Genomic DNA, 25,465 nt, shown 5'->3' with positions numbered 1-25,465 from the left:
CGTCCTATTTCAAAGGCGGCCGGAGAGATCATCCAGAGCCGCGCGCAAATCCGTGAACTGGAAAGTGAAACCCGCTTCCAGCAAGCGTGCCGGCATGGCGCGTTGGCCACCCAGTAACAGCAATGACATTTCGCCAAGCCCGACCTTCAGCGCCAGGGCCGGCATCGGCATGAACGCCGGACGATGCAGCACGCTGCCCAGCGTCTTGGCAAACTCGCGATTGCGCACCGGTTTCGGTGCGCAGGCATTATAAGGACCGCTCGCCTGATCGCGGTGCAGAAGAAAATCAATCAGGGCGATTTGATCATCAATATGAATCCAAGGCATCCACTGCCGACCATTGCCCAAAGGCCCGCCCAGCCCAAGCTTGAACGGCAGCAACAGCCGCGACAAAAAGCCGCCCTCGGCTGATAGCACCAGCCCGGTTCGTACCAGCACCACGCGCACGCCCAACGCTTCGGCACGCTGCGCGGTTTCCTCCCAGGCGATGCACAACTGGCTGGCAAAATCGTCGATCACCGGCGGTGAGTCCTCGGTCAGCTCGCGCTCGCCGCCGTCACCGTACCAACCGACTGCAGAACCGGAAATCAACAACGCCGGTTTCTGTTGTCGTGTTTCCAGCCAGGCCAGCAGGGTTTCGGTCAGGGTGATGCGGCTGCTCCACAACACCGCTTTGCGCCGATGGGTCCATGGCCGATCCGCAATCGGTGCTCCAGCCAGATTGACGATTGCGTCCAGTGGCTCGTTGCCGAAGTCTTCGAGACGGGCAATACCACGCACCTGCGCACCGCAGATCTGCGCGACTTTCTCCGGACGCCGACTCCACACCGTCAGTTGATGGCCTTGCCTGGACCAATACTGACAGAGCTGACGTCCGATCAAACCAGTACCGCCGGTCAGCAATATGCGCATGACATCTTCCTCGCGTGGCGTTTTACCCGGATCACTAGTCTATTTTTATAAGCAGGGATCTTTTCTATCGGGCAGGCTCTATTGTTTAACCATAGGCCAAGCTGTCAGAACGAGAACGCTAGAAGTTATACCAAAAAACAAAATTGTACAGGTTTCATTGACGGCGTAGTCTGTACAGAAAGGTAAACGAGGCCCCTATGACTGTACCTATCGCAATCATCGGCACCGGCATCGCCGGACTCTCCGCCGCGCAAGCGCTGACAGAGGCCGGACACACCGTCCAGCTCTTCGACAAAAGCCGCGGCAGCGGCGGGCGCATGTCGAGCAAACGCAGCGACGCCGGTTCTCTGGACATGGGCGCGCAATATTTCACCGCCCGCGACCGACGCTTCGTCACCGAGGTGCAGCGCTGGCAAAGCCAGGGCTGGGTCGCCGAATGGCAACCGCAGCTCTACACCTGTCAGGGCGGGCAATTGAATCTGTCGCCGGACGAGCAGACCCGTTGGGTCGGCACGCCGCGCATGAGCGCCATCACCCGCGGCTTGCTCAATGGCCTGGAAGTGCACTTTGCCTGCCGCATCACCGAGGTGTTTCGCGGCGAAGAACATTGGCATTTGCAGGACGCCGAAGGCTTCACCCATGGCCCCTTCAGCCATGTGGTGATCGCCACCCCGGCGCCGCAAGCCACCGCATTGCTGGCCGCCGCACCGAAACTCGCCGGCGCGGCCGCCGGGGTGAAAATGGACCCGACCTGGGCCGTCGCCCTCGCCTTCGATACGCCACTGGACACACCGATCGAAGGTTGCTTTGTGCAGGACAGCCCGCTCGACTGGCTGGCACGCAACCGCAGCAAACCGGGACGTGACACGACGTGCGACACGTGGGTGCTGCACGCCAGCAGCGCTTGGAGCCGGCAACACATCGACCTGCCCAAGGAAGCGGTGATCGAACAACTGCACGGTGCCTTCGCCGAACTGCTGCACAGCGCCATGCCCGCGCCGACCTTCAGCCTCGCCCACCGCTGGCTCTACGCGCGCCCTGCGACCGGCCACGAATGGGGCACGCTGGCCGACGCCGATCTGGGCCTGTATGCCTGCGGCGACTGGTGCCTGTCGGGGCGCGTCGAGGGGGCCTGGCTCAGCGGCCAGGAAGCTGCACGCCGTTTGCACGAACACCTGCAATGAACCGCATCAATCCGCAAAAGCTGCTGCTCTCGAAGTGGACAGCAGCCCACCCGCAAAACCGTGAAAAGCATTTTCTGGTCACCGAGCTATTCCGTGATGAGGAAGGTACGGTGCTGGAGATTGAATTGCAGGCGGTCCTGACGCAGCGCAGCGAAAGGCTTGATTGGCAGCGCCTGAAAATTTCGACTGAGTGGCTCCAGGGCTGGAAGTAAACACTACCCCCTGATCCGACGCCTTCGCGAGCAAGCTCGCTCCCACAGTTGAGAGCGTTAAACCTGGAAAAAACTTATACAAATGAGTTGACTTGTACACGCATGAATCTATGCTGAGGAAAAGTTGTACAGAAATAAATACCTGTACAGGAATAGATTCGAGGTGTGCATGTCCGATCTTTCTGCTTTGCGGCCCAAAATCGCCATCAGCGCCTGCCTGATGGGCGCCGAAGTGCGCTACAACGGCGGGCACAAGGAATCGCGGCTGTGCAGCCGCACCCTCGCCGAGCATTTCGAATTCGTCCCGGTTTGTCCTGAAGTCGCGATTGGCCTGGGCATTCCTCGCGAGCCGATCCGCCTGGTCGGGGATCCGGACGCTCCTGAAGCGGTCGGCACCGTCAACCCGCAGATCAATGTCACCGAACCGCTGGCGGCCTACGGGCAGAAAATGGCCGGCGAGCTCAATGACATCTGCGGCTATATCTTCATGCAGCAGTCGCCTTCGTGCGGTCTGGAGCGGGTCAAGGTCTATCACGCCAACGGCGCGCCGGTGAACGGCGGCGGCCGTGGCATCTACGCTCAGGCGTTCTGTGCGCAGCACCCTGATCTGCCGGTAGAAGAAGCCGGACGCCTGAACGATCCGGTGCTGCGGGAAAACTTCATCACCCGCGTACTCGCCTACAGCGCCTGGCAACAAGTGCTCAAACAAGGCTTGAGCCGCCGCGCACTGACCGAATTCCACTCGCGCTACAAATACCTGTTGATGGCGCACAACCCTGAACAATACAAAGCCTTGGGCAAATTGCTGGGCAACATGGCCCAGACCGATCCGGTCGAACTCGGCCCGCGCTATTTCAGCGAGTTGATGAGCGCGTTGAAGAAATGTGCCACCCGCCGCACTCACAGCAATGTCCTGCAGCACATCAGCGGCTATCTGAAACAGGCGATCAGCCCTGAAGACAAACAGGAAATGCAGCATGTCATCGGCCAGTACCGTCACGGCATCGTGCCGCTGGTGGTGCCGCTAACCTTGCTCAAACATCATTTTCGCCAACACCCGGATCCGTACATCGCGCAACAGGTGTACCTGCAGCCGCATCCGGAAAACCTCAGCCTGCGAAACGCCATTTGATGAACGACACATTCGACAGCAGCGCCCGGGAAGACCTCGGTGCGGACTTCAAGAAAGCCCTCGACGAGGGCTGGCTACCCATCCGCGAAGTGGCGCGGCAGACCGGCGTCAACGCCATTACCCTGCGCGCCTGGGAGCGCCGTTACGGGTTGATCGTGCCGCAGCGCACGCCCAAGGGCCATCGCCTGTACTCCAGCGAACATGTGCAACGCATCCTGACCATTCTGACCTGGCTCAACCGAGGCGTGGCGGTCAGTCAGGTCAAACCGTTGCTCGACGCGCCGCAAGCCTTCACCGAGACGGTGGAGAACGACTGGCAACGACAGCGTCAGTCCTTGCTCGGCGCCGTCATCCAGCTCAATGAGCGCAATCTCGACGACAGCATCAACCAGGCCATGGCCCTGTACCCGCCACGCACGCTGTGCGAGCAATTACTCCTGCCGCTGCTGGCCGAACTCGAACAGCGTTGGCAAGGACAGTTCGGTGCGCAGATGGAGCGTGTGTTCTTTTATTCGTGGTTGCGCAGCAAATTCGGCGCGCGCATCTACCATAACAATCGGCAATTGCACGCTGCACCGCTGCTGCTGATCAATCACTCGGACCTGGCGCTGGAACCACACCTGTGGCTCTGCGCGTGGCTGATCAGCAGTGCCGACTGCCCGGTACAAGTGTTCGACTGGCCTCTTCCGGCCGGAGAACTGGCGCTGGCGGTCGATCACCTGCAAGCGCGAGGAGTGCTGCTTTATTCCAGCAAGGCAATGAACCTGGCGCAGCTGCCGAAACTGCTGAACGGCATCAGCGCGGCAAAAATGCTCGTCGGACCAACGGTATGCATCCACCAGACCGAGTTGTCCGTAAGAACCCTTGAGATCGCTGATTTGATCCTGGCCGAAGATTCACTCTCGGCCCATCAGGTACTCGTTCAGCGTGGGCTGATTTAATGGAAACCGCGATGCAATTGATCTGGCTGCGCAGCGACTTGCGCCAACATGACAACACCGCCCTCGCGGCTGCCGCTGCGCGCGGCCCGACGGTTGCCGTGTATCTGTTGAGCCCGCAGCAATGGCTGGAACATGACGACGCGGCGTGCAAGATCGACTTCTGGTTGCGCAACCTGCGTGAATTGAGTGCCAGCCTTGGTGCGCTGAATATCCCGTTACTGCTGCGCACTGCCGACCATTGGGATCAGGCCCCGGCGGTGTTGCTTGAGCTTTGCCGGCAACTGAACGTGGAAACCGTGCACGTCAATGAAGAATACGGCGTCCACGAAAGCCAGCGCGACGCCGCCGTCGCTGCGGCCCTGAAAACCAGAGGCATCACTTTTCACAGCTACCTCGACCAACTGCTATTCAGACCCGGCACGGTACTGACCAAAACCGAAACCTACTTTCAGGTGTTCAGCCAATTCCGAAAGGTCTGCTATGAGCGCCTGCATCGCTCGGTACCAGCGTTGGTAAAAGCCCCCGGCAAGCAAGCGAAGCTGAATATCGACAGCGATCCGGTGCCGGCCTCAATCAAAGGTTTTGCAGCACCGAGCGAGTCATTGCGCGCTCTTTGGCCGGCAGGCGAGCAGGAAGCCCGGCGGCGTCTCGACACCTTCGCCGACGCGCAAATCGACTACTACCAGAGCGAACGCGACTTCCCGGCCAAACCCGGCACCAGTCAACTCTCAGCCTATTTGGCTGCCGGGGTGATTTCGCCGCGCCAATGCCTGCATGCGGCCCTGCAAAACAATCAGGGCGAATTCGACAGCGGCAAGGTCGGCGCGGTGACGTGGATCAACGAGCTGCTGTGGCGTGAGTTCTACAAGCACATTCTGGTGGGTTATCCACGGGTGTCGCGTCACCGCGCGTTTCGCCTGGAAACCGAGGCCCTGGCCTGGCGTGATGCGCCGGACGATCTGGCCGCGTGGCAAGAAGCGCGCACCGGTTTGCCGATCATCGATGCGGCCATGCGCCAATTGCTGGAAACCGGCTGGATGCACAACCGTCTGCGGATGGTGGTGGCGATGTTCCTGACCAAAAACCTGTTGATCGACTGGCGTGAAGGCGAGCGCTTTTTCATGCGCCACCTGATCGACGGCGATCTGGCGGCGAACAACGGTGGCTGGCAATGGAGCTCCTCGACCGGCACCGATTCGGCGCCGTACTTCCGCATCTTCAATCCGTTGAGCCAATCGGAAAAATTCGACAGCGAAGGCCTGTTCATCAAGCACTGGCTGCCTGAACTGGCTGGCCTGAACAAGAAGGAAGTACACAACCCGGCCAGCGCCGGCGGACTGTTCGGCGTGGCGGATTATCCGGCGCCGATCGTCAATCTGGGGGCCTCGCGCGAACGCGCGCTGGCGGCCTTCAAGAACCTGCCGGCGCGTTCGTCCATGGAAGATGCCCATGAGTGAATTCCTGCGCCGCTTCGCCCGTCAGTTCGCCGAGTTGAACAAGGACAACTTGCAACGCCTGAGCGACCTGTACAGCGAGGACATTCACTTCACCGATCCGCTGCATGAAGTGCAGGGGCTCAAGCAACTGCGCAACTACTTCAGCGAGCTCTACGCCAACGTCAGCGAATTGCGCTTCGACTTTCACGGTTTCGACCAGATCGCTGACGGTGAAGGTTACCTGCGCTGGGTCATGAGTTACCGCCACCCGCGCCTGGCCAGTGGTCAGTTGATTCGCGTCTCCGGGTGTTCACACCTGCTGTGGCGCGACAAGGTTTATCGCCACCGGGATTATTTCGATGCCGGGGCCATGCTGTATGAACATTTACCCGTATTGGGCCGGGTGATCGCCTGGCTGAAAAGGAGAATGGGATGAGTCGTACACCTCCACGGCGGTATTGGCTGACCGGTGCCAGCAGCGGCATCGGCGCAGCGCTGGCCGAAGAGATTCTGAAAAGCGGCGCGCATCTGGCGGTCAGCTCGCGTCAGGTGGCACCGCTCAAAGTGCTGTCGCAACGCTATCCGGGGCAAGTGCTGGTGGTGGCGGGCGATCTGACCAACAGTCAGACCGTGCGCGAAATCGGTCAGCAGATCGAACAGGCCTGGGGTTCACTGGACAGCGTGATTCTCAATGCCGGTACCTGCGAATACGTGGACGCCCGACAGTTCGACGCCTCGATCATCGAACACGTAGTGCGTACCAACCTGCTCGCCAGCAGTTACTGCATCGAAGCCGCCTTGCCGTTGCTGCGCAAAGGTACCACGCCGCACTTGGTCGGGATGGCCAGCTCGGTCACCTATCTGCCGTTGCCCCGGGCCGAAGCCTATGGCGCGTCGAAGGCCGGGCTGCGTTACCTGTTTGAATCGCTGCGTATCGACCTGGCGGTCGAGGGCATCGATGTCACGATCATCAGCCCGGGCTTTGTCGAAACGCCACTCACCGCAAAGAACGACTTCCCGATGCCGTTGAGCTGGCCTGTGGATAAAGCCGCGCGGCATATCTTCAGCCATCTCGATAACCGGCCTCTGGAAATCGCTTTTCCGGCACTGTTCATGGCGGCACTGTGGCCCCTGTCGAAACTGCCGGCGCGTCTGCAACTGGCGATCGGCAAGCGCATGGTGCGCAGCAACCCACCGCTGCGAGACCCGATATGAAGATTGCCATTGTCGGCAGCGGAATCGCCGGCCTGACCTGCGCTCACCTGCTCAATCGCCGACACGACATCACGGTGTTCGAGGCCAGCGACTGGGTCGGCGGTCACACGCACACCGTGCAGGTAACCGTCGATGGCCGCGAATACCACGTGGACACCGGCTTCATCGTGTTCAACGACTGGACCTACCCGAACTTCATTCGTTTGCTCGGCCAGCTCGGGGTGTCGTTCAAACCGACCGAAATGAGCTTCTCGGTGACCGACCCGGATTCCGGTCTGGAATACAACGGCAACAACCTCAACAGCCTCTTCGCCCAGCGCAGCAACCTGCTGTCCCCGGGGTTCTGGGGGATGTTGCGCGACATCCTGCGCTTCAATAAAGAAGCCCAGCGCGACCTCGCCGAACAGCGGATCGCCGCCGACACCACCCTCGACGATTACCTCAAGGCTGGCGGTTATGGTGAACGTTTCATCCTGCACTACATCGTGCCGATGGGCTCGGCGATCTGGTCGATGCCGATGGCCGAGATGCTCAATTTTCCGCTGCAATTCTTCGTGCGCTTCTTCAAGAACCATGGCCTGTTGTCAGTCAGTGATCGCCCGCAATGGCAAGTGATCGAGGGCGGTTCAAGTGCCTATATCGCGCCGCTGACGGCTGCATTCAAAGACAAGATCCGCCTCAGTTGCCCAGTGACCCGTATCGACCGCGACGAGCACGGCGTGGTTATCCACAGCCCGGCCGGCATTGAGCGTTTCGACAAGGTCGTGCTCGCCTGCCACAGCGATCAGGCCCTGCAACTGCTGGCCTCTCCCAGCCTTGATGAACGCTCGATCCTCGGCGCCCTGCCCTATGCCGATAACGAAGTCGTGCTGCATACCGATACCCGCTTGCTGCCCTCGCGCAAACTCGCGTGGGCCAGCTGGAACTATCGCTTGAGCGGCGCCGGCCATACACACGCGGCCGTCACTTACGACATGAACATCCTGCAGGGTATTCACAGCGAAACCACGTTCTGCGTCAGCCTCAACCAGAGCGCCGGCATCAGCCCGTTCAAAGTGCTGGCCAAATACACTTACGCCCACCCGCAATTCAGCCTCGCGGCGGTCGCGGCGCAGAACCGCTGGGCCGAAATCGACGGTCAGCAGCACACCCACTACTGCGGCGCTTACTGGGCCAACGGTTTTCATGAGGACGGCGTGGTCAGCGCATTACGCGTGGCCGCCGCGTTCGGGGAAAGCTTATGAACAGCGCCCTGTACAGCGGCTGGATCGGCCATCGACGCTTTGCACCCAGACGCCACGAATTCCGCTACCGGATCGGTCTGCTGTACCTCGATCTGGCCGAACAGGACGCCGTGTTCGAACTGTCGCCGTTTGCCAGCCGCAGCCGTTTTGCGCCGTTTTCATTTCGCGAAACCGATTACCTGAAAACCTTTACCGGCAGCGGCATGCGCCTGATCGACGCGGTGCGCCAGCAGGTCGCAACCGCCCTTGGCTACCAGCCGCAAGGTTCGGTCTGCCTGCTGACCCAGCCGCGCAGTTGGGGTCTGGCGTTCAATCCGGTGAGTTTCTTTTATTGTCACGAGGCCGACGGGCAACTGGCGGCGATTCTCTGCGAAGTGACCAACACGCCGTGGCGCGAACGTTATCACTACGTATTGCCCGCACGCACGCCGACCCACTTGCAAGACTTTCATCAGCATTTCGCCGTGGCCAAGGCCTTTCATGTTTCGCCGTTCCTGCCGCGCGATCTGGAGTACCGCATGAGTTTCAGCCCGGCCGCGCAAAACCTCGGCGTGCACATGGCCGACTGGCAGGGCGACCTCAAGCTGTTCGACGCCACGTTGAACTTGCAGCGCGAGCCCCTTGATCGCCGCAGCCTGCACCGCTACTTGCGGCGCTTTCCGTGGATGACCGCGAAAACCTGTCTGGCCATTTATTGGCAAGCCCTGCGCCTGTTGCTCAAACGCGCGCCGATTTTTGCTCATCAGGCTGCCGACGGCAGCTTCCAAATCGCCACTGTGCCTCCCAAGGAGCACCGCCATGAAATCCTCTAGCCTGACTGTCAGTCGCTTCAGCACCAACGGCTTGACCGGCTCGCTGCTGCGGCGCGGCGTATTGCGGCAACTGAGCCGACTCAAACACGGGCAGTTGTTGGTGGTCGAGGATGGCGAACGCCTGATGTTCGGCACGCCGGGCAGCCACCTGCTCGGCGAAATCCATGTGCAGGACGCGGCGGTCTGGGGCATGGTCGCCGGCAACGGATCGATTGGCGCCGGCGAAGCGTTTATCCACGGTTACTGGAGTTCGCCGGACCTGACGGCGGTGGTACGCGTGTTCGTCAGCAACCTCGACGTGCTCGACGCCATGGAGCGCGGTCTGGCCCGCCTCAGCCGGCCGCTGGTGCAAGGCCTGCACTGGCTCAACCGCAACACGCGCAAGGGGTCGCAGAAAAACATCGCGGCGCACTATGACCTCGGCAACGATCTGTTCGAACAGTTTCTCGACCCGACCATGATGTATTCAGCCGCACAGTTCCTCACGCCTGAAGACAGCCTGGAACAGGCTCAACTGAACAAGCTGGAACGGATCTGCCAGAAGCTCGCGCTCCAACCCGAAGACCACCTGCTGGAGATCGGCACCGGCTGGGGCAGCATGGCGCTCTATGCTGCGCAGCATTACGGTTGCCGCGTCACCACCACGACCCTGTCGAAAGAGCAGTACGCGTTTACTGCCAAGCGCATTGAAGCCCTGGGGTTGCAGGATCGGGTGACGCTGCTGCTCAAGGATTACCGCGACCTCACCGGCGAGTACGACAAACTGGTGTCGATCGAAATGATCGAAGCGGTCGGTCATCGCTTCCTGCCGACCTACTTCAAACAATGCGCGCACCTGCTCAAGAGCAACGGCCTGATGCTGTTGCAGGCAATCACTATCCGCGAGCAGCGCTACGAACAGGCCAAGCGCGGCGTCGACTTCATCCAGCGCTACATCTTCCCCGGCGGCGCCCTGCCCTGCGTGCAAAAGATGCTTGAAGTGGTCAGCCGCGAGACCGACATGAACCTGTTGCACATGGAAGACTTCGGCCTGCACTACGCCCGTACCCTGCGCCTGTGGCACGAAAACTTCCGCCGCGCCCATGGCCGTTTGAGCGAATTGGGTTACGACGATTACTTCCTGCGGCTGTGGGAGTTTTACCTGTGCTACTGCGAAGGCGGGTTTCTGGAGCGCACCATCGGCACGGCGCAATTGCTGCTGGCGAAACCGGCGGCCATGCCGGCGCCGTTGCTCGGGCGCTTCGATGCTTGAGCGAGTGGCCAATGCCGTGCTGTTTCAGGTCGGCTGGCTGGCCTGTGTCATCGGCGGCAACAGTCTGTGGCTGCTGCTGGCGCTGGTGGTGCTGGTGATTCATCTGGGCTGGATCAGCAGTTGGGCGGCGGAAGGTCGCCTGATCCTCAGCGTGGTGATTGTCGGCACGGCGGTAGACAGCCTGTTGCGGGCTGCCGGGGTGTTCGAATTCCAGGATCTGTCGCCACTGATTCCGCTGTGGCTGATGCTGCTCTGGGCCTTGCTCGCCACCACGTTGCGTCATTGCCTGCAATGGAGCGCCCGTCCCTGGTGGCTGGCCAGCGCACTCGGTGCAGTGGGCGGCGCCGTATCCTATTACGGCGGCGGACATCTGGCCGGCGTGCGATTCCCCTACGGTGAAGTGCCGACCCTGATCGGCATCGGCCTGCTGTGGGCCCTGCTGTTTCCGTTGTTGCATGCCATGGCGCGGCGCTTGAGCGACTGAGCGTCTGTCAGACCTTTCACACGATACCCGGCGGCTGCCTTACACTGCCCGGCATGAAAACCATTCCCCACCAGCAAATCACCGAGCCAGCGGTCACCTGTTCGACCTGCGCAGCGTGCTGCTGCCAGCTTGAAGTGATGCTGATCACCGACACCGGCGTGCCTGAGCGCTTTATCGATACCGATGAGTGGGGCGGTGAAGTCATGCTGCGTCTGGACGACGGTTGGTGCGCGGCGCTGGATCGCGACAGCATGATGTGCACGATCTACGAACGACGTCCGCTGATCTGTCGCGAGTTCGAGATGGGTGCACCGGAGTGCATTGAAGAACGCAAAGGCATTGCCACGGCCTACCGTTGATTAGATGCAAAAAGATCGCAGCCTGCGGCAGCTCCTACAGGGGATTGGGTTTTCCTGTAGGAGCTGCCGCAGGCTGCGATCTTTTGATCTTGCTTACAGCGGCATCGTGTAATGCAGCGCGTAGCTTTCTACACCGTCGTTGCTGCTGGCCAGGCCGGCGTTGGAATAGTGCGTCGCTCGGATCCCGACTTCATGCCCGCCATTGAAGCGCAGGCCAAAACCGATGCGGTCTTCGAACTGGAAAGAGCCGCCGATGTTGTTGCTTTCATATTTGGTGTTGGAGAACGCTGCGACACCAATGCCCGCTTCAACATACGGCTTGACCGACTGACCGGCAAACTCGTAAACGAACACCGGCGAGAACGACAGGCTGTTGTTGCTGGAAGTCTTGTCACCCTCCCAATACGTGTAGGCACCGCTCCAGTAACCGGTCAGGCGACCGACGTCACTTTGCAGCCAGCTCTTGTCCCAATCGAAATTCATGCCCAGGCGATACGTCATTGTCGAATCGCTGGTCGCACCCACTGCAAACTCAACGCCTGCCGCTTGTGCGGTAATACTTTGCCCCATCAGTGCAGCCGCAATCGCGGCCAAGCAGAATAGTCGCTTCACTTTGAAACTTCCTTTTCCGGAACGATCGTTTGGTTTTTTAGTAAACCCAGCGGTATAGAAATCAGCGCTTGAGCAGAAGTTCAGCTGACTTTTTAGATATTTCACATTTTTTTTACAAGGTGAATTTTTCGACGTCGCCGGCTGCCTGGCCCAACAGGGGCAGGATTTTGCGAAAGGACGCCGGATCCGCGCTGGTCCAGAATCTGACTGGTTGGTTCGGTCCGTTGGCGAGCAACTCACGCTCGGCCAACAGCCGCTGCAACTGGCGGGCAACGGCGGCACCGGTGTCGATCAGGCTGATGCTTTCGGGGAGCATCGACTTGAGCATCGGTTTGAGAAACGGGTAGTGGGTGCAGCCGAGGATGATCGTGTCGCAACCATTGGCCAGCAGCGGCTCGACATAGTGCTGGAGCAATGCGCGCAGCTCGGCGCTGTGCAGATCGCCGCTTTCAATCAGCTCGACCAGGCCGGGGCACGGCTGGGTGATGACGCGCACGTCGGTGGCGAAACGATCGAGCAACGCGGCGAACTTGGCGCTCTGCAACGTGCCGGTGGTGGCAAGTACGCCAACCACACCGCTACGGGTCGCGGCAGCAGCAGGTTTGACCGCAGGCTCCATGCCGACAATCGGCCACTCGGGGAAATCCCGGCGCAGATCGGCAACAGCGGCCACCGTCGCGGTGTTGCAGGCAATCACCAGGGCCTTGGCACCCTGCTCGCGGAAAAAACCGGCCATCACCTTGCAGCGCTGGCGGATGAACTCAGGGGATTTCTCGCCGTAGGGAATGTGCCCGCAATCAGCGAAGTACAGCAGTGACTCATGGGGCAGCAACCGCTGAATCTCGGCCAGTACCGACAAGCCGCCGACACCGGAATCGAACACCGCGATCGGTGCCTCACGCATCGTGCGATCCGCAGACGCTGCAGCCCGGATCACGCTTGACCCGCAGCTCACGAAAGCGCGAACCCAAGGCATCGATCAGCAGCAAGCGGCCTACCAGTGGTTCGCCGAAACCGACCAGCACTTTCAAGGCTTCTAGCGCCTGAAGACTGCCGACCAGGCCCACCAGTGGCCCGACCACACCGGCCTCGCTGCACGTCAGTTCGGCTTCGCTGCCATGCCCGTACAGGCAGTGGTAGCACGGACTTTCCGGGCGACGCGGGTCGAACACCGCCAACTGCCCTTCCAGACGAATCGCCGCGCCGCTGACCAGCGGCTTGCGCGCGGCCACGCACGCGGCGTTGACCGCTTCGCGGGTGGAGAAATTGTCGGAACAGTCGAGCACTAGATCCACCGCCGACACGGCAGCGGCAAGGGAGTCCTCGTCCAGCGCCTGACGGTGCGGCACCAGTTGAATCTCGGGATTGATCGCGCCGAGGCGCTTGAGCGCCGAGTCGACCTTGCTCATGCCGACGCTGTCGGTGTCATGAATGATCTGACGCTGCAGATTGGTCAGGTCGACCGTGTCGAAATCCGCCAGATGCAACTCACCGACACCGGCCGCCGCCAGATACAGCGCGACCGGCGCACCGAGACCGCCGAGGCCGACGATCAGCACGCGGCTGTCTTTGAGCTTCAGTTGCCCATCGATGTCGATGTGTTGCAGCAGAATCTGCCGGCTGTAGCGCAGCAATTCCTGATCATTCAGCACGGCAGGCGCCCCAGGCTGATCCGTTGATGGCCGCCCAGATCGGTGCGGCTGTGGACTTGTTCAAAACCGCGAGTGAGCAGCAGATCACGCACGGCCTCGGCTTGATCATAGCCGTGTTCGAGCATCAGCCAGCCGCCGGCTTCCAGATGATCCGGGGCCTGGGCGACGATCAGGCGCAGATCGTCGAGCCCGTCCACACCGGCGACCAGCGCACTGGCCGGTTCGAAGCGCACGTCGCCCTCGACCAGATGCGGGTCGGCAGCGGCGATGTAGGGCGGGTTGCTGATGATCAGATCGAAGCGCTGGCCTTGGAGGGCGCTGAACCAGTGGCTGCTCAGCACCGTGGCGTTGTTCAGGCTCAAGCGCTGGCGGTTGCGCTCGGCTAGGGCCACGGCTTCCAGCACGCGATCCACCGCCGTGACTTGCCACGCCGGGCGTTCGCTGGCCAAGGCCAAGGCAATCGCGCCGCTGCCGGTGCCCAGATCGAGGACTTTCGCCGGCGTTGCCGCCAGCAGCTCCAGCGCGGCTTCGACCAGCAATTCGGTGTCCGGGCGCGGAATCAGCGTGTGCGGCGCAACTTCCAGATCGAGTTTCCAGAACCCCTGCTGACCGAGGATGTAGGCCACCGGCTCGCCACTTCGACGCCGTTGCAGGTACTCGGTAAAAATCAGCACCGCTTCGCTGGGTACGATGCGCTCGGGCCAGGTGTGGAGGAAGCTGCGCGACTTGCCCAGTGCCGCCGCCAGGAGCAATTCGGCATCCAGGCGCGCCGTTGGCGAATCCGGCAGTTCGGCGGCACGCAGCAGACTGGCAATGATGGTCATTTATTCACCTATCGCTGCAAGCTGGTCGGCCTGGTATTCGGCCAGCAAAGGCTCGATCACCGCTTCAACGCCACCGGCGAGGATTTCATCCAGGGAGTACAGGGTCAGGTTGACGCGATGGTCAGTCACCCGGCCCTGAGCAAAGTTGTAAGTACGAATACGCTCGGAACGGTCGCCGGAACCGACCAGCAGCTTACGCTCGCTGGCAATCGCATTGGCCGCTGCGGCGGTCTGCTGGTCGTTGAGCTTGGCCGACAGCCAGGCCATCGCCCGCGCACGGTTCTTGTGCTGGGAACGTTCTTCCTGGCACTCGACGACGGTGCCGGTCGGTATGTGCGTGATGCGGATCGCCGAGTCGGTGGTGTTGACGTGCTGACCACCGGCCCCGGAGGAGCGGTAAGTGTCGACACGCAGATCCGCCGGGTTGATCTCGATGGCTTCCCGCTCGTCCGGCTCGGGCAACACCGCCACGGTGCAGGCCGAAGTGTGGATACGGCCCTGGGATTCGGTGGCGGGTACACGCTGTACGCGGTGCGCGCCGGACTCGAATTTCAGCTTGCCGTAAACGTTGTCGCCTTCAATGCGGGCGATGACTTCTTTATAGCCACCATGCTCGCCTTCGTTTTCCGAAAGGATCTCCACGCGCCAGCCACGCCGTTCGGCGTAACGCGAGTACATGCGAAACAGATCGCCGGAGAAGATCGCCGCTTCGTCGCCACCGGTACCGGCGCGGATTTCGAGAAAGACGTTACGCCCGTCATTGGGATCCTTGGGCAGCAACATGCGCTGCAGATCATCTTCCAGTCTGATCAGCAATTCCTTGGCTTCGCGGACTTCTTCCACGGCCATTTCACGCATGTCCGGGTCGCTGTCCTTGAGCAGCGCCTGGGCGCCTTCAAGATCACTTTGTACGCCGAGCAGCTTTTTATAGCCTTGTACCACCGGCTCGAGTTCGGCGTATTCCTTGGAATAAGCGCGGAATTTGGCCTGATCGGCAATGACTTCGCCGTCGCCGAGCAGCGCGGTCAGTTCCTCGAAACGGTCCTGGAGGGTGTCCAGCTTGTTGAGCAGTGACGCTTTCATTGCGGTTTTTTATCCGAAAAACTATCCGGTGAGCCCTCGAGGGCGAAGAGTTCCTGGGCCATGGCCAGCGCATCGAGGCGGCCTTCGGCAGAAAGCTTTTTCAACTGCACGCTGGGCGCATGCAGCAGTTTATTGGTCAGGCCACGGGCCAGTTGCCCGAGCACGTCTTCGGCGTTGCCGCCGTTGGCCAGCAGGCGCAGGGCTTTTTGCAGCTCCTCGTCGCGCAGGCGTTCGCTTTGTTGCCGATAAGCCTTGAGCACATCGACCGCCGCCAGCTCACGCAGACGCACCATGAAATCGTCGGCGCCGACCGAGACCATCTCTTCCGCCGCCTGGGCTGCACCCTGACGACTCTTGAGGTTCTCGGCGACCACTTCGTGCAGATCGTCGACGCTGTACAGGTAAACGTCGTCGAGTTCGCCGACTTCCGGCTCGATGTCGCGGGGTACGGCGATGTCGACCATGAAGATCGGCTTGTGCTTGCGCTGCTTCAGCGCGCTTTCGACGGCACCTTTACCGAGGATCGGCAACTGGCTGGCGGTCGAACTGATCACGATATCGCTGCGCACCAGTTCTGCCGGAATGTCCGATAGCAGCACCGCATGCGCGCCGAACTGCTCGGCCAGCAGGCTGGCGCGCTCCAGCGTACGGTTGGCGACCACGATGCGCTTGACCCCCAGCTCGTGCAAATGGCGGGCGACCAGCGTGATGGTCTCGCCGGCGCCGATCAACAGGGCCTGGCTGCGCTGCAAATCACTGAAAATCTGTTTGGCCAGGCTGACGGCGGCAAACGCCACGGACACCGGGTTTTCGCCGATGGCGGTGTCGGTACGGACTTGCTTGGCGGCATTGAACGTCGCTTGAAACAGTCGCCCCAGCAGCGGGCCGATGGTGCCCGCCTCACGCGCCACGGCGTAGGCCGATTTCATCTGGCCGAGGATCTGCGGTTCGCCCAGCACCAGCGAGTCGAGCCCGGAGGCGACGCGCATCATGTGACGAACTGCCGCATCATCTTCGTGCACATAAGCGCTCGCACGCAGCTCATCGAGGCTTAAATGGTGATAATCGGCCAGCCAGCGCAGAACCAGATCAGCCGAAACCTGATCCTGTTCTATATAAAGCTCACTGCGATTGCAGGTGGAGAGGATCGCAGCTTCGCGGCTGTCGGTGAGTCGGCAGAGCTGCTGCAAGGCCTCAACCAGCTGCTCAGGGGTAAAGGCCACGCGCTCGCGGACGTCTACTGAAGCAGTCTTGTGGTTAATACCGAGTGCAAGGAAGGCCATTCAAGGTCGCTGATGGTGACGTGAAGCCGGCAATTGTCCTACTTCGTCAGATTCAGAACAACTACCGCTGACTATTGTCCCAATTGTCGGCCACTATAAAGGCCACATTCGAGACTCGGTTATGTTTGACCGAAGGCTTGTGTCATGATGATCCGACCGCAGGTTAGTCGTCCTTCTCCTATATGAATAGATCTTCCGCGTTGCTCCTTGCTTTTGTCTTCCTCAGCGGCTGCCAGGCCATGGCACCCGTTTCGCCGGACGGTACCCCGCCGGTCGAAGACACCACGCCCGCGCCTGAAAAACCCAAGGTTTACAGCTCGTTCAGCGAGGAAACCGTCTTCAGCCTGTTGAGCGCCGAACTCGCCGGCCAGCGCAATCGTTTCGACATTGCCCTGGACAACTACGTGACCCAGGCGATCAACACCCAGGATCCGGGGGTTTCCGAGCGCGCGTTCCGCATCGCCGAATACCTCGGTGCCGACCAGCCTGCGCTGGATACCGCGCTGATCTGGGCAAAAAACGCCCCGGACGACCTCGAAGCGCAACGCGCCGCTGCCGTGCAGCTGGCCCGCGCCGGGCGTTACGACGACTCCATGGTCTACATGGAGAAAGTCCTGCAAGGCAAGGGCGACACTCATTTCGACTTCCTCGCACTGTCGGCGGCCGACACCGATCAGGAAACCCGCAACGGTTTGATGAAAAGTTTCGACCGTCTGCTGCAGCGCCACCCGAAGAACAGTCAGCTGATTTTCGGCAAGGCCCTGTTGCTGCAACAGGACGGCGACAATAAAGCCGCCCTGACACTGCTCGAAGACAACCCGCCGGAAGAAGGCGAGATTGCGCCGATCCTGCTGCGCGCGCGTCTGCTGCAAACCATGAATCGTGGCGACGAAGCCCTGCCGCTGTTGCGGAAAAGCATCAAGAAATACCCGGACGACAAGCGCCTGCGCCTGACGTATGCGCGCACGCTGGTTGAACAGGACCGGATGGATGACGCCAAGGTCGAGTTCTCCACCCTGGTTCAGCAATACCCGGAAGACGACGAACTGCGTTATTCGCTGGCACTGGTGTGCCTGGAAGCCAAGGCCTGGGACGAGGCCAAGGGTTACCTGGAAGACCTGATCGCCCGGGAAAGCCACGTTGACTCGGCGCACCTGAACCTCGGTCGCATCGCCGAAGAACGCAACGACCCGCAGGGCGCGCTGATCGAATACGCGCAGGTCGGCCCGGGCAACGACTACCTGCCGGCGCAACTGCGTCAGGCCGATATTCTGATGAACAACGGCAAGACCGCCGAAGCCCAGAGCAAACTGGCGGCCGAGCGCGATGCCCAGCCGGATTACGCGATCCAGCTGTATCTGATCGAATCCGAAACCCTGTCGGCCAACAAACAGGACGACAAGGCCTGGAAAACCCTGGATAAAGCCTTGCAGCAATACCCGGACGATCTGAATCTGCTCTACACCCGGGCCATGCTCGCGGAAAAACGCAATGATCTGGCACAGATGGAAAAAGACCTGCGCCTGATCATCAAGCGCGACCCGGACAACGCCATGGCGCTCAATGCGCTGGGCTATACCCTGTCCGATCGCACCACCCGCTACGCTGAAGCCAAGGCCCTGATCGAACAGGCGCACCAGATCAATCCGGAAGACCCGGCGGTACTCGACAGCCTTGGCTGGGTGAATTTCCGCATGGGCAATCTGGACGACGCCGAGAAGTATCTGCGTCAGGCGCTCGAGCGCTTCCCGGACCACGAAGTCGCCGCGCACCTGGGCGAGGTCCTGTGGGTCAAGGGCAATCAGCGCGAAGCCAAACAAGTCTGGGGCAAATTCCTCAAGGATCAGCCCGACAGCACCATCCTGCGCAGCACCATCAAGCGCCTGACCGGATCCGAGACTCTTTAACTCATGTTTTTGCGCCACGTTATTATTTTCAGTTTCATCGCCCTGCTCGCCGGTTGCGCGGGCTTCGGTGCTCGCGAGTCGGTCGAGGGCCACGGCAGTCCGGCTCAGTGGACCGCAAACAAACAACAGCTGACCGGCCTCGACGGCTGGCAGATCGACGGCAAGATCGGCATCCGCGCACCGAAAGATTCCGGTAGCGGCACGCTGTTCTGGCTGCAACGCCAGGACTATTACGACATTCGTCTGTCCGGCCCGCTGGGTCGTGGCGCGGCGCGTCTGACCGGGCGTCCGGGCAAGGTCTCGCTGGAAGTCGCCAATCAGGGCCGCTATGACGCCGAGTCGCCGGAAGCGCTGCTCGAAGAGCAACTGGGCTGGAAGCTGCCCGTGTCGAATCTGGCCTGGTGGGTCCGTGGCCTGCCGGCGCCCAGCAGCAAAAGCCGTCTGACCCTGGATAACGACAGTCGCCTGGCCAATCTGGAACAGGACGGCTGGAAGGTCGAGTACCTCAGCTACGCCGAGCAGAACGGTTACTGGCTGCCCGAGCGGATCAAACTGCATGGCACCGATCTGGACGTGACGCTGGTGATCAAGACCTGGCAACCGCGTAAATTGGGGCAATAACCCATGACCGCTCCACGCCTGACGCTGCCGTCGCCGGCCAAGCTCAATCTGATGCTGCACATTCTCGGGCGCCGTGCAGACGGTTATCACGAACTGCAGACGCTGTTTCAGTTCGTCGATTACGGCGACGAAATCACCTTCGCCGTGCGCGATGATGGCGTGATTCATCTGCACACCGAATTCGCTGGCGTGCCCCACGACAGCAACCTGATCGTACGCGCGGCGAAAATGCTGCAGCAACAGTCTGGCTGCACACTGGGCATCGACATCTGGATCGACAAGGTGCTGCCCATGGGCGGCGGCATCGGTGGCGGCAGCTCCAACGCGGCGACCACCCTGCTCGGCCTCAATCACTTGTGGCAATTGGGCTGGGATGAAGATCGCCTCGCGGCATTGGGCCTGTCGCTCGGCGCTGACGTACCGGTTTTCGTCCGGGGTCACGCGGCATTTGCCGAAGGCGTGGGCGAAAAACTGACCCCGGTCGACCCCGAAGAACCGTGGTATCTGGTGCTCGTGCCGCAAGTCTCTGTAAGTACGGCAGAAATTTTTTCCGATCCTTTGTTGACACGTAACACGCCGCCCATTAAAGTGCGCCCCGTTCCCGAGGGAAACAGTCGTAATGACTGCTTGCCGGTGGTTGCAAGGCGTTATCCAGAGGTACGTAACGCATTGGATTTGTTAGGTAAATTTACCGAAGCAAAACTCACCGGAACTGGAAGTTGTGTGTTTGGGGGCTTCCCAAGCAAAGCTGAAGCTGATAAAGTCTCGGCCCTTCTTACAGAGACCCTTACAGGGTTTGTAGCAAAAGGAAGCAACGTTTCGATGTTGCATCGCAAGCTGCAAAGTCTGCTCTAAAAGGAATCAAGTGCAAGGCACTTGAAGCAACAGATACAGGGGCGTCGCCAAGCGGTAAGGCAGCAGGTTTTGATCCTGCCATGCGTTGGTTCGAATCCAGCCGCCCCTGCCATTTTCTATACTCATCCAGGTTACCCTCAGCCTCTAGGTACTGCGCGTGTCCAAGATGATGGTCTTTACGGGGAACGCTAACCCCGATCTGGCTCGGCGTGTTGTACGTCAGCTGCATATCCCTCTCGGTGACATCTCTGTCGGCAAGTTTTCCGACGGCGAAATTACTGCCGAGATCAATGAAAACGTTCGCGGTAAAGACGTTTTCATTATTCAGCCGACTTGCGCCCCGACCAACGATAACCTGATGGAACTGGTAGTGATGGCTGATGCCTTCCGCCGCTCCTCGGCTACTCGTATCACTGCTGTTATTCCTTATTTTGGTTATGCCCGTCAGGATCGCCGTCCGCGTTCCGCACGTGTGGCTATCAGCGCGAAAGTCGTTGCTGACATGCTTACCGTAGTCGGCATCGACCGTGTGCTCACGGTTGATCTGCATGCTGACCAGATTCAGGGCTTCTTCGATATTCCGGTAGATAACATCTACGGCTCCCCGGTTCTGGTGGATGATATTGAAGATCAGCGCTTCGAAAACCTGATGATCGTGTCCCCGGACATTGGTGGCGTCGTGCGTGCACGTGCCGTTGCCAAATCCCTGGGCGTGGATCTCGGGATCATCGACAAACGCCGTGAGAAAGCCAATCACTCTGAAGTGATGCATATCATCGGTGATGTCGAAGGGCGTACCTGCATTCTGGTCGATGACATGGTCGATACCGCCGGCACTCTGTGCCACGCGGCCAAGGCCTTGAAAGAGCATGGCGCAGCCAAGGTCTTTGCCTACTGCACACACCCTGTGCTGTCGGGTCGGGCCATCGAGAATATCGAAAATTCCGTGCTGGACGAGCTGGTGGTGACTAACACCATCCCGCTGTCCGCTGCAGCACAAGCCTGTGCACGTATCCGTCAACTGGATATCGCACCGGTTGTTGCCGAAGCGGTTCGCCGCATCAGCAATGAAGAATCGATCAGCGCGATGTTCCGTTAAGGGCCCTGCCCTTCTCGAAATGTCTCGTTGACGAAAAGCGCCCCGCCCCGGCATTCCTGTCGGGGCGGGGCTTTTTTGCCCATACCGTGTTTGGCGCTGGTCGCAAACGCCACTCGGTCATGGCTATTTTGGAGATACAAAATGAACGATTTTACTCTGAATGCTGAAGTGCGTTCCGACCTGGGGAAAGGTGCGAGCCGCCGCCTGCGTCGTCTCGCCGCTCTGGTTCCAGCTGTTGTTTACGGTGGCGACAAAGCCCCTGAATCCATCAGCATGCTGGCCAAAGAAGTTGCCAAACTGCTCGAAAACGAAGCGGCTTACAGCCACATCATCGAGCTGAACGTTGGTGGCAAGAAACAAAACGTCGTCATCAAAGCCCTGCAACGTCACCCGGCCAAAGGCCACGTGATGCACGCTGACTTCGTACGCGTTGTAGCTGGCCAGAAACTGACCGCTATCGTTCCTGTGCACTTCATCAACGAAGCTGCTCCAGTGAAGAAAGGCGGCGAAATCTCGCACGTTGTTGCCGAGATCGAAGTTTCCTGCCTGCCAAAAGACCTGCCTGAGTTCATCGAAGTCGACCTGGCTAACGCTGAAATCGGCACCATCGTTCACCTGTCGGACCTCAAAGCTCCTAAAGGTGTCGAGTTCGTTGCTCTGGCACACGGCGATGACAAGGCAGTAGCCAACGTCCACGCTCCACGTGTTGCTCCAGAAGCTACCGAAGAAGGCGCAGCAGAGTAATTTCACTCTGTTCGTCGGAGTGAGTGAAACATCGCGGACTGGAACGTAGCGAGAAAGCGGGCGAGAACGCGGAGTTTACATTCATGGTAAATGAGCAATTTTCGTCCACTTTCGCCGCCTTCACTGATCGCGGCGATGTTAACCACCACTCCAAGGAAGGGCCCCTATCGTGACTGCCATCAAACTGATCGTTGGCCTGGGTAATCCAGGCGCTGAATACGAACAGACCCGGCATAACGCAGGGGCCCTTTTTGTTGAGCGCATCGCCGCCGCGCAAGGTGTGAACCTTGTGGCCGATCGCAAATATTTCGGCCTGACCGGGCGCTACTCGCATCAGGGTCAGGATGTTCGTCTGCTGATTCCCACCACCTACATGAACCGCAGCGGCCAGGCCGTGGCGGCACTCGCCGGTTTCTTCCGCATCAAGCCTGAAGAAATCCTGGTGGCGCACGACGAACTCGACCTGCCTCCGGGCGTCGCCAAGCTCAAGCAGGGCGGCGGCCATGGCGGTCACAACGGGTTGCGCGACATCATCGCGCAACTGGGCAATCAGAATACGTTCTACCGCCTGCGGCTTGGCATCGGCCACCCGGGCGTCGCCAGTATGGTTTCAAATTTCGTCCTGGGTCGTGCGCCACGCGCCGAACAGGAAAAACTCGATGCCAGCATCGACTTTGCCCTCGGCGTGCTGCCGGATATCCTCGCCGGTGAATGGAACCGCGCGATGAAAAACCTGCACAGCCAGAAGGCCTGACTCTAATCCGAGGGGAAACACCATGGGATTCAATTGCGGCATCGTCGGCCTGCCTAACGTCGGCAAGTCCACCCTGTTCAACGCCCTGACCAAATCCGGGATCGCGGCCGAGAACTTCCCCTTCTGCACCATCGAGCCGAACAGCGGCATCGTGCCGATGCCGGATCCGCGTCTGGACGCTCTGGCGGCCATCGTCAATCCGAAACGCATCCTGCCGACCACCATGGAATTCGTCGACATCGCAGGCCTGGTGGCCGGCGCCTCGAAAGGTGAAGGTCTGGGCAACAAGTTCCTGGCCAACATCCGTGAAACCGACGCCATCGCTCACGTGGTGCGCTGCTTCGAAGACGACAACGTGATCCACGTGTCCAACAGCGTCAACCCGAAGCGCGACATCGAAATCATCGACCTGGAACTGATCTTCGCCGACCTCGACAGCTGCGAGAAGCAACTGCAGAAAGTCGCGCGCAATGCCAAGGGTGGTGACAAGGACGCAGTGGCTCAGAAAGCCCTGCTGGAGCAATTGATCCCTCACTTCACCGAAGGCAAGCCTGCGCGCAGCCTGATGAAGAACATGAGCGCCGACGAGAAGGCGATCATCAAGGGCTTCCACCTGCTGACCACCAAACCGGTCATGTACATCGCCAACGTCGCTGAAGACGGTTTCGAGAACAACCCGCACCTGGACGTGGTCAAGGCCATCGCCGAAGAAGAAGGCGCCATGGTGGTTCCGGTGTGCAACAAGATCGAAGCGGAAATCGCCGAGCTCGAAGACGGCGAAGAGAAGGACATGTTCCTCGAGGCCCTGGGCCTGGAAGAGCCTGGCCTGAACCGCGTGATCCGCGCCGGCTACGAAATGCTGCACCTGCAGACCTACTTCACCGCCGGCGTCGAAGAAGTCCGCGCCTGGACCGTCCGCGTCGGTGCCACCGCACCACAAGCCGCTGGCGTGATCCACACCGACTTCGAGAAAGGCTTCATCCGCGCCGAAGTCATCGCCTACAACGACTTCATCCAGTACAAGGGCGAAGCCGGTGCCAAGGAAGCCGGTAAATGGCGCCTGGAAGGCAAGGACTACATCGTCAAGGACGGTGACGTGATGCACTTCCGCTTTAACGTGTAAGCGTTACGTCCAAGAAAAAGCCGCGTTTGATACGCGGCTTTTTTGTGCCTGAAATTTACTGCTGAACATATTTCCCCTGTGGGAGCGAGCCTGCTCGCGAAAAGGGAGTGTCAGTCACACCTGTGTGAATACCACACCGCATTCGCGAGCAGGCTCGTTCCCACAGTTGGAAGTGATGTGGAGTCAGGCCTTTTTAGTGCGTGGCAAGAAGATCGCCAGCACGCCAAACAACGGCAAAAACGAGCACAGGAAATACACGTACTCAATCCCGTGCACATCCGCCAGATGCCCGAGCAACGCCGCACCGATCCCGCCAAAACCGAACATCAAGCCGAAGAACACCCCGGCAATCATCCCGACATTACCCGGCACCAGCTCTTGCGCGTACACCACAATCGCCGAGAACGCCGAGGCGAGGATGAAGCCGATCACCACACTGAGGACAGAGGTCCAGAACAGATCGACGTGCGGCATCAGCAAGGTGAACGGTGCCACGCCGAGAATCGAAAACCAGATCACCGCCTTACGCCCGATCTTGTCGCCAATCGGCCCGCCGAAGAACGTCCCCGCCGCCACCGCACCGAGAAACAGGAACAGGTGCAACTGCGAACTGGCCACCGACAGGTCGAACTTCTCGATCAGGTAGAAGGTGAAATAGCTGGTGAGGCTGGCCATGTAGAAATACTTGGAAAACACCAGCAAGCCGAGCACCACCAGCGCACTGATCACCCTGCCCTTCGACAGCCCGTGAGTCGCCGCCTGTCCGGCCTTGAGCTTGAACAGGTTCAAGTGATGGGCGTACCAGCGACTGATGCGGTACAGCACGAACAGCGCAAACACCGCGAACAGACCGAACCACGCCACGTTGCCCTGACCGAACGGAATGATGATCGCCGCCGCCAGCAACGGGCCGAATGCAGAGCCTGCGTTACCGCCGACCTGAAAGGTCGATTGCGCCAGACCAAAGCGTCCACCCGAGGCCAGCCGGGCAATTCGCGAGGCTTCGGGATGAAAGGTCGAGGAACCGATACCGATCAATGCCGCCGCCAGCAGAATCAATGGAAAACTGCCGACCACCGACATCATCACGATGCCGATCAGCGTGCAGATCGAGCCCGCCGGCAACAGCCACGGTTTCGGATGGCGGTCAGTGTGATAACCGACCCACGGCTGCAGCAGCGATGCGGTCAACTGGAAGGTCAGCGTGATCAGCCCGACCTGAGTGAAGCTCAAGCCATAGTTGGCTTTGAGCATCGGATAGATCGACGGCAGCACTGACTGGATCAGGTCGTTGATCAAATGCGCCAGCGCCACCGCGCCGATGATACGCATCACCAACGGGCTGCTTTGGGAAGGAGAGGATGCCGAGGCAGCGGCGGTCTGAGCGTTGCTGATAGCCATGGAAGTTTCCGTACAGCAGATGGGTGCACGCGGGCAGGTGCGCCAATGTGCCATTTTTCGGTGCACCAGCGCCATCCCCTTAGCCAGCTAACTAACGTCCAGTTCGATGACTCATCAATCCCTGTAGGAGCTGCCGCAGGCTGCGATCTTTTGATTCTGTTTTTAAAGGGCAAGATCAAAAGATCGCAGCCTGCGGCAGCTCCTACAGGTGGAAAGGGTGATAGCTCAACGCCATGGTCTGAATCTTGCCTTGCTTCTCCCCTCGAACGCGGCGGCCTTACAAAGGTCGCCGAGAATGGGAAGTTTCGCTACAGAGCCGGCCTA

At 60.1% G+C, this 25,465-nt stretch carries 27 protein-coding genes and 1 tRNA gene; 20 read left to right on the top strand and 8 right to left on the bottom strand.

The window, feature by feature from the left end; genetic code table 11:
* Positions 1–9: 9 nt before the first annotated feature.
* Positions 10–912, bottom strand: coding sequence for a TIGR01777 family oxidoreductase (locus KVQ82_RS05995; protein ID WP_108183770.1), 903 nt, complete (start codon positions 910–912; stop codon positions 10–12).
* A 197-nt stretch (positions 913–1,109) separates the two neighbouring features.
* Here KVQ82_RS05995 and KVQ82_RS05990 point away from each other — a divergent pair, with 197 nt between their 5' ends.
* The 12 genes from KVQ82_RS05990 to KVQ82_RS05935 all read left to right on the top strand — a co-directional run bounded on the left by KVQ82_RS05990 (position 1,110) and on the right by KVQ82_RS05935 (position 11,183).
* Positions 1,110–2,096, top strand: a complete 987-nt coding sequence (locus tag KVQ82_RS05990) for an NAD(P)/FAD-dependent oxidoreductase (RefSeq protein ID WP_047296478.1) — start codon at positions 1,110–1,112, stop codon at positions 2,094–2,096.
* The gene (locus KVQ82_RS05985) at positions 2,093–2,308 is read left to right on the top strand and encodes a TIGR02450 family Trp-rich protein (RefSeq protein ID WP_047296480.1); all 216 of its coding nucleotides are present in this window, start codon (positions 2,093–2,095) and stop codon (positions 2,306–2,308) included. The genes KVQ82_RS05990 and KVQ82_RS05985 overlap by 4 nt, the downstream gene beginning before the upstream one ends.
* A 169-nt stretch (positions 2,309–2,477) precedes the next feature.
* Positions 2,478–3,440 (top strand): DUF523 and DUF1722 domain-containing protein, encoded by a 963-nt coding sequence (locus KVQ82_RS05980; RefSeq protein WP_041072444.1) that lies wholly within the window; start codon positions 2,478–2,480, stop codon positions 3,438–3,440.
* A complete protein-coding gene (locus KVQ82_RS05975) occupies positions 3,440–4,381 on the top strand; it encodes a MerR family transcriptional regulator (RefSeq protein ID WP_222018406.1) in 942 nt (313 codons plus the stop codon). Before KVQ82_RS05980 ends, KVQ82_RS05975 begins: the two co-directional genes overlap by 1 nt.
* An 11-nt stretch (positions 4,382–4,392) precedes the next feature.
* On the top strand, positions 4,393–5,838 hold the full coding sequence (gene phrB / locus KVQ82_RS05970; protein WP_222018405.1) for a deoxyribodipyrimidine photo-lyase: 1,446 nt from the start codon (positions 4,393–4,395) through the stop codon (positions 5,836–5,838).
* A complete protein-coding gene (locus KVQ82_RS05965; RefSeq protein WP_108183773.1) occupies positions 5,831–6,253 on the top strand; it encodes a nuclear transport factor 2 family protein in 423 nt (140 codons plus the stop codon). The genes phrB and KVQ82_RS05965 overlap by 8 nt, the downstream gene beginning before the upstream one ends.
* The gene (locus KVQ82_RS05960) at positions 6,250–7,032 is read left to right on the top strand and encodes an SDR family oxidoreductase (RefSeq protein WP_041072452.1); all 783 of its coding nucleotides are present in this window, start codon (positions 6,250–6,252) and stop codon (positions 7,030–7,032) included. Before KVQ82_RS05965 ends, KVQ82_RS05960 begins: the two co-directional genes overlap by 4 nt.
* Positions 7,029–8,276 (top strand): NAD(P)/FAD-dependent oxidoreductase, encoded by a 1,248-nt coding sequence (locus tag KVQ82_RS05955; RefSeq protein ID WP_222018404.1) that lies wholly within the window; start codon positions 7,029–7,031, stop codon positions 8,274–8,276. The genes KVQ82_RS05960 and KVQ82_RS05955 overlap by 4 nt, the downstream gene beginning before the upstream one ends.
* A complete protein-coding gene (locus KVQ82_RS05950; RefSeq protein WP_108183776.1) occupies positions 8,273–9,088 on the top strand; it encodes a DUF1365 domain-containing protein in 816 nt (271 codons plus the stop codon). The genes KVQ82_RS05955 and KVQ82_RS05950 overlap by 4 nt, the downstream gene beginning before the upstream one ends.
* Positions 9,075–10,340 carry a cyclopropane-fatty-acyl-phospholipid synthase family protein gene (locus KVQ82_RS05945; RefSeq protein ID WP_047296494.1) on the top strand — a complete coding sequence of 422 codons (1,266 nt, stop codon included), beginning with the start codon at positions 9,075–9,077 and terminating at the stop codon, positions 10,338–10,340. Before KVQ82_RS05950 ends, KVQ82_RS05945 begins: the two co-directional genes overlap by 14 nt.
* Positions 10,333–10,824: a DUF2878 domain-containing protein gene (locus tag KVQ82_RS05940; protein WP_222018403.1), complete on the top strand. Its 492-nt coding sequence runs from the start codon at positions 10,333–10,335 to the stop codon at positions 10,822–10,824. Before KVQ82_RS05945 ends, KVQ82_RS05940 begins: the two co-directional genes overlap by 8 nt.
* A gap of 53 nt (positions 10,825–10,877) precedes the next feature.
* A complete protein-coding gene (locus tag KVQ82_RS05935) occupies positions 10,878–11,183 on the top strand; it encodes a YkgJ family cysteine cluster protein (protein ID WP_041072462.1) in 306 nt (101 codons plus the stop codon).
* A 93-nt stretch (positions 11,184–11,276) separates the two neighbouring features.
* Here the strand turns inward: KVQ82_RS05935 and KVQ82_RS05930 are convergent, their stop codons facing one another.
* The 6 genes from KVQ82_RS05930 to hemA all read right to left on the bottom strand — a co-directional run bounded on the left by KVQ82_RS05930 (position 11,277) and on the right by hemA (position 16,637).
* Entirely contained in the window at positions 11,277–11,795 is a 519-nt protein-coding gene (locus KVQ82_RS05930) for an acyloxyacyl hydrolase (RefSeq protein WP_027612230.1), read from the bottom strand.
* Positions 11,796–11,907: 112 nt separating this feature from the next.
* Positions 11,908–12,699: a glutamate racemase gene (gene murI, locus KVQ82_RS05925; protein ID WP_222018402.1), complete on the bottom strand. Its 792-nt coding sequence runs from the start codon at positions 12,697–12,699 to the stop codon at positions 11,908–11,910.
* On the bottom strand, positions 12,692–13,447 hold the full coding sequence (locus KVQ82_RS05920) for a molybdopterin-synthase adenylyltransferase MoeB (protein WP_086791597.1): 756 nt from the start codon (positions 13,445–13,447) through the stop codon (positions 12,692–12,694). The genes murI and KVQ82_RS05920 overlap by 8 nt, the downstream gene beginning before the upstream one ends.
* Complete coding sequence (prmC, locus tag KVQ82_RS05915) at positions 13,441–14,271, bottom strand: peptide chain release factor N(5)-glutamine methyltransferase (RefSeq protein WP_041072468.1); 831 nt, start codon at positions 14,269–14,271, stop codon at positions 13,441–13,443. Before prmC ends, KVQ82_RS05920 begins: the two co-directional genes overlap by 7 nt.
* Positions 14,272–15,354 (bottom strand): peptide chain release factor 1, encoded by a 1,083-nt coding sequence (prfA, locus tag KVQ82_RS05910; protein WP_027612234.1) that lies wholly within the window; start codon positions 15,352–15,354, stop codon positions 14,272–14,274.
* Positions 15,351–16,637 (bottom strand): glutamyl-tRNA reductase, encoded by a 1,287-nt coding sequence (hemA, locus tag KVQ82_RS05905; protein ID WP_027612235.1) that lies wholly within the window; start codon positions 16,635–16,637, stop codon positions 15,351–15,353. Before hemA ends, prfA begins: the two co-directional genes overlap by 4 nt.
* 182 nt (positions 16,638–16,819) lie before the next feature.
* Here hemA and KVQ82_RS05900 point away from each other — a divergent pair, with 182 nt between their 5' ends.
* From KVQ82_RS05900 to ychF, 8 genes are all read left to right on the top strand, one after another.
* Positions 16,820–18,544, top strand: a complete 1,725-nt coding sequence (locus KVQ82_RS05900; protein WP_222018401.1) for a tetratricopeptide repeat protein — start codon at positions 16,820–16,822, stop codon at positions 18,542–18,544.
* Positions 18,545–18,547: 3 nt separating this feature from the next.
* Entirely contained in the window at positions 18,548–19,165 is a 618-nt protein-coding gene (gene lolB / locus KVQ82_RS05895) for a lipoprotein insertase outer membrane protein LolB (RefSeq protein ID WP_047296510.1), read from the top strand.
* Between the two features lie 3 nt (positions 19,166–19,168).
* Complete coding sequence (gene ispE / locus KVQ82_RS05890; RefSeq protein WP_027612238.1) at positions 19,169–20,020, top strand: 4-(cytidine 5'-diphospho)-2-C-methyl-D-erythritol kinase; 852 nt, start codon at positions 19,169–19,171, stop codon at positions 20,018–20,020.
* Between the two features lie 37 nt (positions 20,021–20,057).
* Positions 20,058–20,132, top strand: a tRNA-Gln gene (locus KVQ82_RS05885).
* Positions 20,133–20,177: 45 nt separating this feature from the next.
* Positions 20,178–21,119: a ribose-phosphate pyrophosphokinase gene (locus KVQ82_RS05880; protein WP_003171603.1), complete on the top strand. Its 942-nt coding sequence runs from the start codon at positions 20,178–20,180 to the stop codon at positions 21,117–21,119.
* A 141-nt stretch (positions 21,120–21,260) separates the two neighbouring features.
* Positions 21,261–21,863, top strand: a complete 603-nt coding sequence (locus KVQ82_RS05875; protein ID WP_007967646.1) for a 50S ribosomal protein L25/general stress protein Ctc — start codon at positions 21,261–21,263, stop codon at positions 21,861–21,863.
* Positions 21,864–22,032: 169 nt separating this feature from the next.
* On the top strand, positions 22,033–22,617 hold the full coding sequence (gene pth / locus KVQ82_RS05870; protein ID WP_003228164.1) for an aminoacyl-tRNA hydrolase: 585 nt from the start codon (positions 22,033–22,035) through the stop codon (positions 22,615–22,617).
* A 22-nt stretch (positions 22,618–22,639) separates the two neighbouring features.
* On the top strand, positions 22,640–23,740 hold the full coding sequence (ychF, locus tag KVQ82_RS05865; protein WP_041072487.1) for a redox-regulated ATPase YchF: 1,101 nt from the start codon (positions 22,640–22,642) through the stop codon (positions 23,738–23,740).
* A gap of 183 nt (positions 23,741–23,923) precedes the next feature.
* On the opposite strand, the gene KVQ82_RS05860 is transcribed toward ychF, so the two are convergent.
* Positions 23,924–25,141: an MFS transporter gene (locus KVQ82_RS05860; RefSeq protein ID WP_041072489.1), complete on the bottom strand. Its 1,218-nt coding sequence runs from the start codon at positions 25,139–25,141 to the stop codon at positions 23,924–23,926.
* Positions 25,142–25,465 lie beyond the last annotated feature (324 nt).

The organism is Pseudomonas sp. AO-1 (assembly GCF_019775695.1).
In the GTDB taxonomy this organism is placed as follows: domain Bacteria; phylum Pseudomonadota; class Gammaproteobacteria; order Pseudomonadales; family Pseudomonadaceae; genus Aquipseudomonas; species Aquipseudomonas parakoreensis.
Note: the sequence above shows the minus strand (reverse complement) of the source record. Positions and strands in the feature narration are given on the sequence as shown.